Here is a 15078-nt window from a genome sequence, read left to right as displayed (position 1 = left end):
GATGGGCATCAAGCCGCTCAGGTCACAAGCAGCCGCAAGCCCTGGGTCACATCCGAACGCACTGCTAGTCGCAATCCAGGCTCATCCCCGGCCTTGAGCGCTGCGATGATCAGACGATGGTAGTGCGGTGGCTCGGTCCTCCGCAACCGACCGTATAGGGCACGCATCGTGGGACCCAGCTGCAGCCAGACAGTTTCGGCCATGGCAAGCATCGCAGGGGCCTGTGCGCGTAGATACAGCGTGCGGTGAAATTCCAGATTTGCACGGATATATCCCACCCCATCGCGTTTCGTGACCATCTCGGCCACTGCCATGTTGATGCTTTGCAACCGGTCAATCAGCGCCATATGCGCGCGCGGCAGGGCCCGGCTGGCCAGTTCAACCTCAAGCAGCGCGCGCAGCGCCGCCAGCTCTTCGATCCGATCGCGCGTGAGTTCCGGCGTTGATACCCGACCGGAGGTGGACAGGAACAAAGCACCTTCTGCCGCCAGACGCCGCACCGCCTCGCGCGCCGGAGTCATCGACACACCGAATTCCTTGCCAATCCCGCGCAGTGTCAACGCCTGCCCCGGGGCAATCTCTCCATGCATGATGCGGGATCTGAGGGCGCGATAAACGCGATCATGGGTTGCCGTATGAGACTCGGCGGGGCGTGAGGTTAACATGAGTTTATGTGATCACAAATCGCGCCGAGGTCAAGCGACGGAGTCGAAGCGATATCTGTGCAGTTCAGCCCCGTTGTCTCGCAGCCAGCGGCGTGGTTCTTTGTAAGGGCCAAAAATACGCTCGACCTGCGCCCAGAACGCAGGTGAGTGGTTCATTTCGGCAAGATGCGCCACTTCATGCGCGGCCACATAATGGAGAACCTCTGTCGGGGCGAGGATCAACCGCCACGAGAACATCAACCCGCCCGCAGAACTGCACGACCCCCAGCGCGAACGCGTATCGCGCAAAGTAAGGCTACTGTACGACCGCCCCAGCATCGCCGCGTAATCATCGCACGCACCGGTCAGACGATCGCGGGCAAGCTCTTTTAGAAACCGCGCTAGTCGCCGTGCTTCAGCACCGGGCGGAACCCCGATCGCATCGCCACTCAGCAAGACCCTCCGCCCCGATGCAGGAACGATTCGCCGCGCCGTACCCTCGATCGGAATGAACTGCCCTACGCCAACTGCTTCAATGCTGGGTCGATCCTGCAGGTGCCCGCGGATCCAACCCTCTTTCTGTTGTGCAAAATCCAGCGCTTCGGCTTCAGCCACCCCTGTCGGGTAGGTCAGCGTAACCCGTCCATCCAATTGGGAAATTCGCAAACTGATCCGCCGTGCGCGCGCCGATTTGCGCAGTGTCAGTGGCACCGGAGGCGTTCCGGGCAATGCGTGTCGCCCCATGGGTGGGCCTCCTTTGCGCAAAGGCTTTGACAGTGCCTGCCGCATGTGGCAGGTGACCTGAATCATTGATGAGATTCACCTGATATCAAGGGGATTTGATATGCCCAAGGAAGAATGGGGCGTAAAGCGTGTCTGCCCGACAACCGGCAAACGTTTTTACGACCTGAACAAGGACCCGATCGTCAGCCCCTATACGGGCGAGGTCGTGGAGCTGGATACCGGAAAAAGCCGGATGATCGCCGCGGATGCTGAAGATGCCGCATCGGTCAAGGCGCGCGAAGCGTCGTCGGACGAAGACATCGTTTTGGATGATGACGATAATGTCGATGTCGAATTGGACGACGATCTGCTAGACGACGATGACGACAGCGACAACGTTTCACTAGACGATATAAAGGACATGTCGTCAGAAGACGAAAACTGATGGATCCCGAGGCGGCCCCGCCGCCTCGACCCGGTCCGCGAAGTCGGTCTGAATTTTTTGCCGATTCCGATTTTAGGACTTGCACTCATCGACGGCGTCTCATAAACGTCCGTCCACCGTTACGACGGTACCTTTATGGGGCCTTAGCTCAGTTGGGAGAGCGCTTGCATGGCATGCAAGAGGTCAGGGGTTCGACTCCCCTAGGCTCCACCAAATCCCCATGATATGCTTTGAACTCAATAACTTCATGGTTTTCAATGGTTTTCCCAAGGGTCTGTTACATTGAGGTGTTACAGTGAGGAACCTTGAGAAGATGCCTGGACACCCCCGTCTGTACCGCCGCGGATCGACCTATTATCATCGTGCAGCCGTCCCCAAAGATATCGCTGACTCGTACGGTAAGGTCGAAGAAACCTTCTCTCTACGCACCAAAAACAGGGCTGAAGCTCTCGTTAGGGTCCGTATCGAAGCAGCCCGCATTGACCGCCTGTTTGAGGAACACCGGAGAGCGCAGAGCAGGAAACAGGAGAAGGATGCGGAAGAGCCTTTGGAAGAACTCACCCCCATCCAGATAGCTCGGGCAAAGCAAGCCTACCTGCATCACCTCTTGGATGAAGACGAAGAGGCTCGGCTGGAAGGCTTCGATGACCCAGACGATCCAGACGAACCCATCGCCTATGAGCCACGCCCGACCTTTGAGGAATGGCAAAAGGTCAAACAAGACATGAACGAGGTCAACCGAACCAACCTCGCTCGAGGCAAACGCGATGAGTTCTTCCGGTCAGAGGCCGAGGAGATTCTCACGTGGGAAGGCATTGACCTGAAATTGGCCAAGGGTTCCCAAAGTTGGCCAAGGTTAATCAGGGCGCTCCAAGAGGCATCTGTGGAAGCCCATGAGGCGACGAAGGATAGAGACCTTGGCAACCCAGTTTCTACCCCGCCCTACCCCGACGTTCCCCCTAGCGGAACTGGCGGTGACTCGGAGGGTCTTCTCCTGTCTGAGGCGGTAACGAGTTGGGAAGCGGAGAAGTCACGAGGCGCATGGTCACCCAAGGTACGCGATGATCATTTGGCTTGGATGGCCGCCTTCAAGGATATCGCAGGCGACAAGGCCCTCTCTCTGTACAACAAGGACGATGCTCGGCGCTTCAAGACGGTCCTTCTCAAGCTCCCGGCGAACTGGAAGAAGAAACCCGAGGTGAGAGAACTCTCAATACTCGAAGCCGCTGATAAGGCCGCTGAGGCGCGTATGGCACCGATGAGCAGTGCGACTTTGAACAAAGCTCTGCGTCGTGTGGGTGCCTTCTGGAATTGGGCAGAGGCGCATCATGATGGGATCAGAACCGGGTTATTCAAAGGGTTAACGATCAAAGAGACGATCAATGCCCGTGAGCAACGCGACCCGTTCATTACGGATCAATTGTCAAAGCTGTTCAATAGCCCCCTATACACCGGTTGCCGTTCAGAACGGTTCTGCGCGGAACCGGGAGATCACTCCATGCGTGGAACTGCGCGATACTGGTTGCCGCTCCTCGGATTATTCACGGGTGCAAGGCTCAACGAACTCTGTCAGTTGAACGTCAAGGATGTACGTGAAGAGGACGGCATCATGTTCTTAGACATCACGGACGAAGCAGAAGGCCAAAAGGTCAAATCAGCGAGCGGTCGGCGTCGGATACCTATTCACCGGCGACTTGTTGAGCTTGGGTTCCTTGAGTTTGTAACCAAGCAACGGCAGGCAGACGAGGATCAACTCTTCCCTGAACTCAAGGTGGATGCCGCAGGGTATAGGTCGGGAGAGTTCTCAAAATTCTTTAGCCGCTACCTCGAGCGTATCGGTGTGAAAACAGAGAAGACATCATTTCACTCCTTCAGGCACAATTTTGAGGATGCCTGTCGCAATGGTGGTGTTCTCCCTCACATAATGAACGCGATACAAGGTCACGCGGAACAAGGCATGTCAGGAAGATACGGTGACGGAGTTTTCCGATTGGAGATGTTGAAGGAAGCCGTGGACAACGCCGATTACAAAGCAATGGCACTATTCGACCGCACCTAAACTCAAGGTCGTTCAGCTTTTCGCAAGACCGCTCTCTTACCGGTGATTGACTCTATTAGTTTCATGCTGTGCGAGGCTATCTGGTTGCTGTTCCTAGCGGCAAACTCGTTTACCTGCCTCACATGCTCAGGGGTTTCCTTGAGCATCAATGGGATCTCGTTTTGTGGGTCTCTCACAAGAACGAGTGCATATTTGGGCGAAACTGGCATCCAAAGTTCAGCATTGGGATTGGATAGACCGTTCGAACCTCCGTTCCCAATTTGATAAGCCATCCGACTTGAAAGAATGTATGAATGGTGCGACGGGATTGTCGACCAGCGGACAGAGAACTCTTTGAGAATTGCTTCAACCTTTTCAGAAACATCAATGGTAGCACGAACACGAACGGAACGCCCGATTGCTTTGAGCATCTGGGCGTCATTCTTTGCCGACAACATTTCCTTTCGTTCTTCGTTCTCTGGGTCATCTGGCAGCGCAGCGAGAGTTGCGTCGGCAATTTCGAGACCTAAAGCATGTTCATCATACTTCTTTGTGAATTCAGGTGTTCTTTTCGCCATCTCAACCACAACACGGCGAACAGAGTCCAACGCTTGACCTTCGAATACCGGCGCGACTTCGCGGTTTAGGCAGTCAACTATTTTCGGAATTACCTGTCCTAGATAGTTGTCGATTTGCCCATAGTAGTCACGCTCGACTACATCTGAGCGCTCGGAACCATCCGTGATCGTATAGTAGTTGCGGGCATAAAATGCCTTGGAGATGTTCTTCAGGTATGGGGGGTAAAACTCACCACTAGGGCCTCTCTGTGAGTACCAAACTTGCTCTCCTTCGGCCAAGAATTGCCTTTGTAAGACTTTTGGAACGTAGTGGTGGTTCTTACTGCGTTTTGGCAATGTATCTGATCAACTCGGCTGGTGGTTAAATTTGATAGTTAGTGCATGCCCCGGGCGTGGTTCATCCTAGTGCCTTTGGCAATTGTGGTGGGCAGGTAGGTATCATATGTTCTGAGAAAATTTATAGGTAAATCATGGCACTTATCCACGATCTTCAGGCAGAACTACTTAATGAGGACAAGAGCGTTGGTTTCGTTCTACTGAAGCTAAAATTCTTGGCTTCAAAACTCGGTGCAGACATCCTCGATGATTGGGTCCAACACGAAATAGGGGGCTACCCGGATGGCCTCCCCGTTCCAAGTTATAGGGAAGCAAAAATCACATACACGGGAACTTTCGTGAATGCCGTCAGGCAAATGAATAATGTACCCATTCCTAGCTACCTAATTGAGGAACATGCCGGGAAGACGTGGACTCAGTACGAGATCAGATCGAGCCTTTCCATAATCGATCAGCAAATGAAGGAAAAAGGAGAAAAAGCTAGGTTTGGTATAGACGCCAGCAACCTTGCGCTGCTTTTAGAAGGCAAGATTTTCGAAGGTATGTCGGTCATTAGTATTAACAGCGACATCGATATTGGTTGTTTTTTGAATATTCAGCATACAGTACGAGCAAGGGCTTTGGATTTCGTGCTGAAATTGGAGAAGGAAATACCGTCGGTTGTCGATATAGAAATCGGTGGCGCAGTTGCTGACGTATCCGCCAATGACATGGAGACGGTTACCCATCTTACACAACAAGTCATCTATGGTGGCGTGACGAACATCACTGCTTCCGGAGATAAAGTCGCATTGCAAGTGAGTGTAAAAAAAGGCGACGTTTCTTCGTTGGTGGACGCTCTGGCTGCCAATGGAATTCCGGAACAAGACGCAAGAGAACTTGCAGAGATAGCTCGCACTACACCCGAGAAACTCAACGAAGATGGCACTGAGAACTGGCTTCAAGGGAAGCTCAAGCAGGGAGCTGTGGAGGCGTGGGGGATAGGTAAGGAAGTAGCGAAGTCGGTAATAACGCAGGCAGTCAAAGAATATTTAGGTATGTAGTTAAGGAGCTCGTATTTCAGGTCAAAAATCTGATTGAGTTTCACATACGTGTTCCTGCAGGGCATCCCCCCGTGGCCCATGTGAGCAAACAAAATATCGAGGACATAGTACCTGCGGCAAGCCCCGCTGTATCATGCACAACCTTCCTTGACGATTGCAACAGGGCCGCCTGTCTGCTTGAATTGAGCCATCAGAGGAAGGCCATTCAATGAAGCAGTACGTCACCTATCGACGAGTATCCACGACCGAACAGGGGCGCTCGGGGCTTGGCCTAGAGGCCCAGACACGCGACATAGACTTGTTCCTGGCTAACTACTCAGACGAACCATTCGAGGTCATAGGAGAGTTCACAGACGTCCTGAGCGGGGCAGACAATGAGCGCCCTGAGTTGACCAAGGCGATCATCCTAGCGAAGCAGGCAGGGGCCGAGTTGCTGGTCGCTAAGTTGGACCGTCTGTCGCGCAAGGTATCCTTCATTGCAACGCTGATGGACGACAAGAAGCTGTCTCTGCGTGTCGCTTCGATGCCTCATGCAGACAAATTCCAACTGCATGTCTACGCGGCATTGGCGGAACAGGAACGTGAGTTCATATCCAAGCGCACCAAGGCTGCGCTGCAGACCGCAAAGGCCCGAGGTCAGAAGCTCGGTGGTATGCGTGATGCTACGATGAAGCGGAACGAAGCTGTAAAGGCCAACGCTGCTGCAAGAGCTGAGAAAGTTCGGGGCCTCGTGCTACCCCTGAGAGATGCTGGGAGGTCGCTACGAGAGATCGCTGCTGAGCTTGATAAGGTAGGCGTGGCGACTGCGCGGGGCGGTGCTTGGAGTGCCGCTCAGGTGAAACGGATTATCGACAGATTGGAGGTGAACACTTAGTTCCCTTCTCCCTTTGCGTGTGTTCTTGTCCTTTCAATGCAGCGTTTTGTATCCGTAAACTAAGGGCAAGAAGCCACAGGTTTGTGGGCTAATCCCTCCCCACTGAGTAAACACTCGGAACGTCCCGGCTGGTGATCTGCTGGCCAGGACCGGACTACCCGAAGGCCCTATGAAACAAGGGTTCTGAATTACAGCTCCCTCATGAGACAGAAGAAACGAAAGTTATACCTCTAGGTATCACAATCGGCTCAACGAGCGGCATAACCTCAGCGTTGTTGATCAAACCAATTCTCCCTCCCCAATGAAGTAAGAGGAGAACCAAGAGTTATATCTCTTAGTTTCATCCCAAGCGCCACCTCAGGTTCACCCCCAGTATTTCCTCTGCGCTGATGATCATCACTGGTAAGTAGTTCTCAAGGTAAACCTCGTTGTAAATCAATGAGTTGGAATTACTGCCCCCTTATGAGACACAGATACCAAGAGATATACCTATAGTTACACGATCAGGTTCCTCTCAAGGCTTCACAGTTCCCCGTCTGTGTACGTCCGGTGAATGTCCATCACCGATAACCATCAATCCTAATCCCTATAGCGCATCGATCTTGGTCCTTGGTCGATGCTGGTTCAGGTCTCACACGCATCCCCGTCTTGCCTGACGGGTCGATGTACTGAGACCTATTACCGCTTCACTCCGTTCGTGTTGTCTTTGTGAGCATGACACATGGACGAACTGATGGGGGTCTCTGTTCCTTGGCGACTGTTTCGCAGAGACCCCCGAATAATCCCAACGTACAACTTAGCGAGGCCACAATGATCACCTGTGCCTCAGCCACATGCGACAACCCACTACCAGCCTACGAGTTCAGACAAAGACCACCGCAGCGATGGGGCCTGTGTTCCCGCTGCCAATCGGTCGTCAGGAACCGTGGTGTTCCCCTCGGTGGCTTCGTCGCCGGCGGTGCGATCAACACCGTCGCCCGCTCGGTCTTAAAGCACATCAAGCCAACACCATCAGAGATCACCGAGGCTGTTCGGTTTGCCCGAGGCACTCGCCATCGTGACGGCGATTGGGATGATCGCCCAACGTACAGAATGGCTCCGCTGAGATACGGTCGAGCAAGAACAAGGTTGCCGCATCTATTGGTCGGAAGGCGGTATGAACCGAACCCGTCAGTGATCGTCAGGGCTTTCGTCCACTACATGCTCGCTCGAGAGTTCCTCGATACCGGTCATCGCTATAACGTCTTCCTTGCTGGTGGCACGTTCATGGGCCGCCAAGGTCTTTGTGTTCCGCCCGGTCAGAAGGATGAGGTACCGACCGGCGATGTTCGATACTCGAAATACCGTCTGAACTACGCTGACTTTGCCATTGTCGGCACACACACCCTCAAGGCCGCTGAGAAGCTCGGTCTGCATAGAACTGACAAAGACCTACCGGCATTCATAACCACCACCTACGGTCGTCTCCTTGCCTCTGGTGATGCGCATCCACCGGTCTCCGTACCACTGCGCTCAATGCGTACCGACTTCCTCGGAGATAGCCTGTTCGATCACGTTTTGCCGAGGTCCCCAACGATACCCGTGAGATACCACAAGGTCATCCGCAGGTCCTCTGGACTGATCGCGGGAAGGTGGCCCGAGGGCTTCGACCCCGTGTCCGATCTAACACCCCGACCGACACCCCCGGCCAAACCCAACGCAGTGCTGAAGGCACTTCCGATGCCAGACCCAAGCTGGCTGTTTGACACGTAAGGACCACCCGACATGCCGCGAGCAAAACCCAAGAAGCCGCCCCGGCAGATGTACCTCAAGACCTGCAATGCATGCGGTGAAGAACACGAAACCCACAGACCCAAGGCATCGAGGTGTACCCGGTGCATCTCTGAAGACTGCAGGATCAACTACAAGTCTTGCATCTCGTGCGGTGTGAAGTTCCCCGCTCCATTCGGCGATGAATACAACTGCTTATCCTGTGCTGAAGTTCACGGGATTGGGCAGGCTGAACTAACCCCCGAACAACGAGAGATCATCAAAGCAGAGGAGACGCTCGCTCGATGGAAGAACAAGGTCGAGATACTCGAGGCAACGCTCCATGAACGCAGCAACGCAAAACCTAGAGGTACACGTAAGATGACCACCAAAGTAACAGAAAGCACCATCGGCGGGGCATGGTTAGAGCTCGTGAGTCGTGATGGACAGGTCTCCTCCCTGTCGCAACTTCATGAAAGCGATATCGGCGACGACACAAAGCTGCGGCTCGTTATGGCTTTCACACGACTGCGGCTCAAAGGCTTCGCTTTGGATGCTCTGGCAAGGCTCTGCCCCGTTCACCTCATGTCGCTTGATAAGGACAAGGCGATCAGCAGTCTGCCTCTCGACGAAAACCCAAGCCCACCAACGCCTCAAAGAATGACTGAGATCGAACTCGGTCTTCACTGACACCCCCCCCAACAAAGGATCAAAGAAAATGACAACCACACGTGTAATATTCGGCGGCAACGGCCCCATTGAACAATCGATGCCATCCGCCAAATCGTACGCTTCCAGCGCAGACTACGTGAGCGGGGGCGTCACCGTCCGCGACACCAAGAACACGCAACGCGATGTCCACTCACAGGGCGATCTCAGAGACAGCGACGTGATCAACGTACAGGGCATGTCGATGAAGGTCGCGCAGGCTAAAGAACTTGGATTGCTCAACACCGTCTTTGACGAAGGTCTGTCGATTGGCGCGGCTCAAAGGGCAGCGCGGGAGCATAGTTCGGCGGTAGTTGAGACGCCCGAGGAACCCAAAGGCAGCGACACGGGTCATGATGAGTTTGACAATGTCATCGACGGGCTGAACTCCTCGCTTGATGACAGCATCATGACGATGGAAGAAGCCCAGACGTATGAAACAGCGTTCGGTCAGATTGCTATATCCGGTATGTCCGTCGATGAGGTTACTGAAACCATGCGCGGTTTGGCTGAGGGTTCGGTATCGGAGCTAGACGTGGATGGTAGCACTCGCGCCATGTTCGCGAATGTCCAAAGCACAATTACCGAGGCAGCAACACAGAGCGCAATGCAGGAACTTGGACAAGATGGCTTCGATTTCCTGAAACAGGCATCAGACACGCATCCCGGTGTTGATCGTTGCGTACGCCAGTTTGCCGTGGATCGGGCAGCGGGTCGCGCAGACGGCATAACTTGGACCGAGTTTGCGCAGCATATCCGAGAGCAGCTTGGTCACTGACCTTGGTCACCGATGAATAACGACTTAGCCGACACGGTTTGGGACACAGACGTCGCTCTGGTCCTAAACCATATCCAACCCCGCAACTGCGCCGACCCGGAGTACTTCTATGCAACCGTCGATCTGATTGAAGACGGTCGTTCACCAAAAGGGGAGGGGCAGTTGACGCAAAGTGAACTCCAAGTATGGGCAGAACGTGTGAAGAAAGGAACCAAGGCCGATGCTCAGGATCAAAAGAGCCGACACCTACCTGCGGACATCGATGTTCGCTACGTTGCCCCGCGACAAGACCACGGGTTGTATGGCCCGTTACACCCATCATCCAGCCGATCCTCGAATTGATGCGGCAACCATTGATGTCGAACACGCCAAGACCGGCCGCTTCGGCATCGGCTGGCACTACTTGGTACTAGTCGATGGTACGATTGAACTCTGTAGGCACCCCCTGACGTGTGGCGCAGTCGGTCGAGAAAACTTCACCAGGAGCCATATCCTTATTGGCGTAGTGGGGGGCCGAGACCGGGAGACCGGCAAGTTCTCTGAGACCCTCACGACTGCCCAGCGTGCTGCACTCGAGGCTCTCTATCAGAAACTTGCAGATACACTCGGTGTACCTCTCGAGATCGACGAAAGCCTCGAGAAGTTCTCGTTTGCGCAGCACGAGCAAACCGAAGCTGCCGAGGCTGAACTCGAAGAAACCTTCGACCGTACCGACGCAATGACCGCAGGCATCCACTGACGCCCAACTACAACCATAAGAAAGCTCGCCCATGGAAACCCAAAGCGAAACACCCGACACAACTCGTAGCTGCCGCCACTGCGCAGGACCAATTCCATCTCACAAGCGACGCAGCGCGATCTACTGTCATGGAAACTGCGCTCGGAAAGCCGTGTATCACCGGAAGACCCCCGAGAAACGCGCCGAGATCAACAAGAGATCAAACCAAAGGCGCTACGTCAAAGACCTGCTGCCCCGCATTCAACTCCTCAAACAGATAGCCTCAGAGTTACCCCCAGGCAGCGAGGCGGGTTACGCAATTGCCGCGCTTGTCCATCGGCAGACGATGACGGACTGGAGGTGGTCTCTTGCTATCGGTTACGCCCAATCTCAGGAAGCTCTGGTTCATCTAGCGGGCGGCCCCGAGTACCTCGACGAGATCATCGAGGAAGAACTCGAAGCGGTCGCGCTTCGCTAACGCCAACAGCAACAATACGCCATAGAGCGCCTTAATGCCCGTCTCGGGGGTACCGATACCCGAGGCCCCTCAACTCCCAGAATTTGACCACCCCCGGAGAACTCTCAGGCCCAATCTGAGGGCTTTCTCGAGGTGTGGGTGATGACACCCAAAGGACAACTCATGATCAAAGCTCAGTTTGTCGGCTCGCACGGTGCCGAGATCGGCGGTCGAATGTTCGACTGCACCAGTTTCAAGACACCCAACGGTTACCGCGTTGATCGCGGCGGCGTGGCGCCCAAGGTGTGCCGCCAGTTGATAGCCGAAGGTCACGACCCCGAAACCCAGATCACATTCTATCGCGGAGAAACCCTCTGCTTTCATCCGAGTTCGCTCGGTTGGTGGGCAGGTGTCGCGATTAAGGAACCCGACAGGGGTTCCGTCCACTTCGCGAAGTACCAAGCGATGGATAAAACAGCAGTCAATCAAGCTGCTTAGTCAACAGATAAAGGACTAATAACATGACATCAAAGACCGACTACACTCCGGGACCACTGACAGACGACACTGAGGTCTGGAAGCGCACTCTGTCTATTCTCGCTGGTATCAAACAGGTTGCCACTGAGGTACGTGCGGAAGCTCGCCAGATCGAAGCGGTTTATCCTGATCAGTGGATTAAACCCGGCCATTGGGAGCGGGTTGATTTGGTGAGCGCTCTCAACAACTCTCACGCGGCCTTGAGCGCAGAAGTTCGCGCAATTGCCCGTAGCCGTAACTTAGCTATGCCTGAGGTTTTGAGGTGACGATGGACAAATTCAAAACCTCAAATCACAGGTTTCAAGCGGCTCAGGGTGAACCCCGTGGCCGCTCCTACTTAAGCGATATCAGCTACGGCTTTGGATGTACTGTCAGTTGTTCACTTTCCGAGCGGCCTGCTTCGCGTCGTATTGCTTCCACAGCCCCATATGTCCGTTTTGCCGCGCGTTTGCCAGCCATAGCTTCTTTCGAGCGTCGGGCATTTCCATAGACCGGTACTGTCCACCGGAGAATTTTGGCCAGTCTATCGCTAGACCAAGTTTGACCATTTCAGCGGATAGATCACGGCCATCCTCAAGGTAGCACTTTGCAACAGTCCGTCCGTGGGTGTCTTGCTCGGTCACTTCAGCCCTAATTTTTTGACCCTTGCAAAGCGAAACGAGCGCCCATTTCGCCTTCTTGCCATATGGATGGTTCATCTCGGGAGCATCGACGCCAAACAGACGAACCTGTGTTTTCTTAATGACCAGTGTATCGCCATCTACAACGTACGCTGAACCCGTTAGTATCGTAGCGTCGGGTTTCGGGACCGTATGGTCTGGATCAAAACGCTCTGGCAGCGATGTGCGCTGCCGTAGGTTCGTAGTCAATCTAGGTATCTCATGCACACCTGACTGACTCGGCGGAGCAGTTGTATCGCCCGGCCTGTTACTGCGAATTGCCAAATACACAGCAAAAGCCAAAACCAAACCCAAAACTATCAAGATTTCCACGAGCCAGGTCTCCAAGAGTTAGGTCAATCAAATTTTGCGCACTGGATCAGGATGGAACCAAGCACACGTTTGGGTTGATATGCTAGGGACACCTCATATTCACTCAGGGAGATGTGACGGATTTACCCCGCTGAGCGAATTCACGCGTGTGACAACGAGGCATCTGATCTATGCTCATTGCCGCTCCCAGAATAGCAACTGGAATTTCAGTTGGTTGATGTTTTTCCCGTCTTCTAGAGCTGGCGGCGCAATTTGGCAGAAAATCGCAGAAGAATGGCAGTTTCGCAAAAGCAATCAATTCGTATCGTCCAGATGTGCAACCCAGGGTGAAAAGTCTTAATAAATGATTAAGTGACGAACTATCGCGTGATGAGTGTGGAGCATGTTGTAGAATGACGGAGAACAAGGATCGCTTGACGGCTGAGGAAGCTAAGGGACTTCGGACCGCAAAAGAACTAGAAGGTCATCTTGCGTGGTTGGACACTTTTACCCCCGCAGCCTTGGGTGTCCTAGCCATCGCATCTGGGATCTACACCTATCTCGGCGTGTCCTCATTGCTCGAAGACAATGGTGCGGTTTCTTTCTTCGCAGCCGTCGCGTACTCAATCGCTGTCTCTGTGGGCATCTTCGTGTTTTGGAGCTACATGCTCCGCCTGCTTCCTTCAATGCGTACGGCTAGTGGCTTCATTGGTTTGACGATCTCCACGATTGTTGGCTCTGTCGCCATTATCGCCATGTCTAGCTGGCTGAACGCAGCCGCGCTGGCAGGTTCGGCGGCAGTCGAACAACACTTGGAGAACACTGTCCGTGACTACCAAGCTGCTCTCGAACAAGCCCACGACATAGCCCTCAGTGGCCAAGCGTTGGGTCGCGAGGTGGAACGCGCCCGCCAGAGTTTTGAAGAACTGGCTGAACTCGAGCAGTCCGGAGACCTCTCAGGTACCGCCGGTCGGGGTGCCGTGTTTCGTGTGCTGACACAAAAAGCTGAGGAGTTGCGAAACCTTGAAGAGCAGATCGCGGCGCAGCAAGAACCTATCGAGGAAGCCTTCCAACAAGGCAACGAAATCCTCGCAAAGATGCGCGAGCTTACTGTAGCCCCCGGTCCAGTGGATCGCCGTTCGGTTCAGTTTTCCGAGGAAAGCGTTAAGCTGGCGGGTGTTATCTCGCGCCTCAACCAGTACAGCGTGGCACCACTTGTTGCTCGTGCTGCTGAGGACCTGCCATCCTCGGTCGTACTTCCAGAGCTTGATGGGCGCAGTTCCGACGTACGAGACGCGCAATCGTCCACAATCAACTCCGTTTTGAATGCGCTGGACCAACGCAGCAAGACACTCAAGAACGCCGCTGACGAGGTATTGGACATGGAGCCGCCCATCGAGACGGCGTACAACCCGATTTCCAGCGCCGATGCAGTAATCAAGTACGCCCACAACTTCGTACCTTCGTGGGCAGGAGCTATTGCCATCGACTTGTTACCCGCCGTGTTGGTGTTTGTGCTGGCTATCACACAGGCCGCAATCCGCAGCGGCAAGGACGGCATGAGCATCGAGGATACTCTGACACTTGCTGACCTAAGAGCCGCAATGAACGCCATGAAGGACGTAGAGGCGACAATGGGCGTGGCCGACGCAGCTATCCTCAACCGCGCCACTCCACAAAAAGATGAAACTTGATGAACTTACTAAGTCGTCTCGATCCTCGTTCAGGGCTGCGCTACGTACTGATCCTGCAGCTCGCGATTGCGGCCGTTCTAATAGCGTCGGACGTACTTGGTGTAATGCCCAGCCCGTTCAAGGAGCGCGTTGAACTCCCAACTGGCCCGATATCTCCCGGCGATCAACGTCGAGAGTATCGCAATGATCGCAGCGATCCGTCGCTTTTGCCGCAGGATGGACCTCTGGACGTACCCGTGCCAGAGGCCTTTCCAAACCGATTGGACTTCTCAGTTCAGGAAGTCGAAGGGCTGGGGAGAATACTTCTTCTTAGCGGCCAGATAGAGGTGGACGACTCGGTCCGCTTCGCTTCGTACCTGTCTGACATGCAGGAAAAGCCCGACCTTGTGGCTCTCCACAGCCCGGGAGGAGTGGTTTCCGAGGCACTGTCCATTGGTAAGCAGGTGAGAGGTGCTGAGCTTGCTACAGCCGTTCTAGCTGGCTCGATGTGTGTATCGTCATGTCCCTACGTTCTTGCAGGCGGTGAGGAACGCATCGTCTCTCTTCGCGGTATTGTAGGTATGCATCAGCACTACTACGACCAGCCTCGCTTAATACCTGTCGTCTTCGCAGTAGAGGGCATCCAGAAGGGGCAAGGAGAAACGATGCAGCACCTGATTGACTTGGGTGTGGACCCTTCACTGATGCTGTTCTCACTGAACACCCCACCCGAAGAAATTTATGCGCTTATCGAGGAAGAACTCGTGGATACCCGCATAGCAACCCAAATTATCGATTAACATGTG

The 15078-nt window shown here is 54.2% G+C and carries 17 protein-coding genes and 1 tRNA gene; 14 read left to right on the top strand and 4 right to left on the bottom strand.

From position 1 onward, the window contains the following. Window positions 1-17: 17 nt before the first annotated feature. Both ACR0DE_RS14880 and ACR0DE_RS14875 read right to left on the bottom strand, forming a co-directional pair. Window positions 18-665 carry a GntR family transcriptional regulator gene (locus ACR0DE_RS14880; protein ID WP_480754023.1) on the bottom strand — a complete coding sequence of 216 codons (648 nt, stop codon included), beginning with the start codon at window positions 663-665 and terminating at the stop codon, window positions 18-20. 30 nt (window positions 666-695) lie between these two features. Continuing rightward, complete coding sequence (locus ACR0DE_RS14875; protein ID WP_255612001.1) at window positions 696-1388, bottom strand: M48 family metallopeptidase; 693 nt, start codon at window positions 1386-1388, stop codon at window positions 696-698. A gap of 100 nt (window positions 1389-1488) precedes the next feature. On the opposite strand from ACR0DE_RS14875, the gene ACR0DE_RS14870 reads away from it, so the two are divergent. The 3 genes from ACR0DE_RS14870 to ACR0DE_RS14860 all read left to right on the top strand — a co-directional run bounded on the left by ACR0DE_RS14870 (window position 1489) and on the right by ACR0DE_RS14860 (window position 3871). Next, the gene (locus ACR0DE_RS14870) at window positions 1489-1812 is read left to right on the top strand and encodes a TIGR02300 family protein (protein ID WP_170395552.1); all 324 of its coding nucleotides are present in this window, start codon (window positions 1489-1491) and stop codon (window positions 1810-1812) included. Between the two features lie 137 nt (window positions 1813-1949). Continuing rightward, a tRNA-Ala gene (locus ACR0DE_RS14865) sits at window positions 1950-2025 on the top strand. An 82-nt stretch (window positions 2026-2107) separates the two neighbouring features. Further along, window positions 2108-3871 carry a DUF6538 domain-containing protein gene (locus tag ACR0DE_RS14860; protein ID WP_480754020.1) on the top strand — a complete coding sequence of 588 codons (1764 nt, stop codon included), beginning with the start codon at window positions 2108-2110 and terminating at the stop codon, window positions 3869-3871. 2 nt (window positions 3872-3873) lie between these two features. Here the strand turns inward: ACR0DE_RS14860 and ACR0DE_RS14855 are convergent, their stop codons facing one another. Then, window positions 3874-4764 carry a DUF4238 domain-containing protein gene (locus tag ACR0DE_RS14855; protein ID WP_480754018.1) on the bottom strand — a complete coding sequence of 297 codons (891 nt, stop codon included), beginning with the start codon at window positions 4762-4764 and terminating at the stop codon, window positions 3874-3876. Between the two features lie 134 nt (window positions 4765-4898). Here ACR0DE_RS14855 and ACR0DE_RS14850 point away from each other — a divergent pair, with 134 nt between their 5' ends. From ACR0DE_RS14850 to ACR0DE_RS14810, 9 genes are all read left to right on the top strand, one after another. After that, window positions 4899-5807 carry an AbiTii domain-containing protein gene (locus ACR0DE_RS14850; protein ID WP_480754016.1) on the top strand — a complete coding sequence of 303 codons (909 nt, stop codon included), beginning with the start codon at window positions 4899-4901 and terminating at the stop codon, window positions 5805-5807. Between the two features lie 208 nt (window positions 5808-6015). Next, a complete protein-coding gene (locus ACR0DE_RS14845) occupies window positions 6016-6681 on the top strand; it encodes a recombinase family protein (protein ID WP_480754013.1) in 666 nt (221 codons plus the stop codon). Window positions 6682-7854: 1173 nt separating this feature from the next. Next, window positions 7855-8433 (top strand): hypothetical protein, encoded by a 579-nt coding sequence (locus ACR0DE_RS14840; RefSeq protein WP_480754289.1) that lies wholly within the window; start codon window positions 7855-7857, stop codon window positions 8431-8433. A gap of 12 nt (window positions 8434-8445) precedes the next feature. Further along, complete coding sequence (locus tag ACR0DE_RS14835; RefSeq protein WP_480754011.1) at window positions 8446-9120, top strand: hypothetical protein; 675 nt, start codon at window positions 8446-8448, stop codon at window positions 9118-9120. A 28-nt stretch (window positions 9121-9148) separates the two neighbouring features. Further along, the gene (locus tag ACR0DE_RS14830; RefSeq protein ID WP_480754009.1) at window positions 9149-9916 is read left to right on the top strand and encodes a hypothetical protein; all 768 of its coding nucleotides are present in this window, start codon (window positions 9149-9151) and stop codon (window positions 9914-9916) included. Between the two features lie 220 nt (window positions 9917-10136). Beyond that, window positions 10137-10655, top strand: a complete 519-nt coding sequence (locus ACR0DE_RS14825) for a peptidoglycan recognition protein family protein (protein ID WP_480754007.1) — start codon at window positions 10137-10139, stop codon at window positions 10653-10655. A gap of 31 nt (window positions 10656-10686) precedes the next feature. Continuing rightward, complete coding sequence (locus tag ACR0DE_RS14820; RefSeq protein ID WP_480754005.1) at window positions 10687-11112, top strand: hypothetical protein; 426 nt, start codon at window positions 10687-10689, stop codon at window positions 11110-11112. Between the two features lie 162 nt (window positions 11113-11274). Beyond that, on the top strand, window positions 11275-11589 hold the full coding sequence (locus ACR0DE_RS14815) for a hypothetical protein (protein WP_480754003.1): 315 nt from the start codon (window positions 11275-11277) through the stop codon (window positions 11587-11589). A gap of 23 nt (window positions 11590-11612) precedes the next feature. Next, window positions 11613-11894, top strand: coding sequence for a hypothetical protein (locus ACR0DE_RS14810; RefSeq protein WP_480754001.1), 282 nt, complete (start codon window positions 11613-11615; stop codon window positions 11892-11894). A 105-nt stretch (window positions 11895-11999) separates the two neighbouring features. On the opposite strand, the gene ACR0DE_RS14805 is transcribed toward ACR0DE_RS14810, so the two are convergent. Beyond that, window positions 12000-12497: a thermonuclease family protein gene (locus ACR0DE_RS14805; protein WP_480753999.1), complete on the bottom strand. Its 498-nt coding sequence runs from the start codon at window positions 12495-12497 to the stop codon at window positions 12000-12002. A 515-nt stretch (window positions 12498-13012) separates the two neighbouring features. Between ACR0DE_RS14805 and ACR0DE_RS14800 the strand changes: the two genes are divergently transcribed. Further along, entirely contained in the window at window positions 13013-14293 is a 1281-nt protein-coding gene (locus ACR0DE_RS14800; protein ID WP_170385602.1) for a hypothetical protein, read from the top strand. Continuing rightward, window positions 14293-15072: a COG3904 family protein gene (locus ACR0DE_RS14795; protein ID WP_480753997.1), complete on the top strand. Its 780-nt coding sequence runs from the start codon at window positions 14293-14295 to the stop codon at window positions 15070-15072. Before ACR0DE_RS14800 ends, ACR0DE_RS14795 begins: the two co-directional genes overlap by 1 nt. Window positions 15073-15078 lie beyond the last annotated feature (6 nt).

This window comes from Ruegeria sp. C10 (assembly GCF_056537805.1).
The sequence above is the reverse complement of the archived record's forward strand: the minus strand, read 5'-3'. Positions and strand labels throughout refer to the sequence as shown.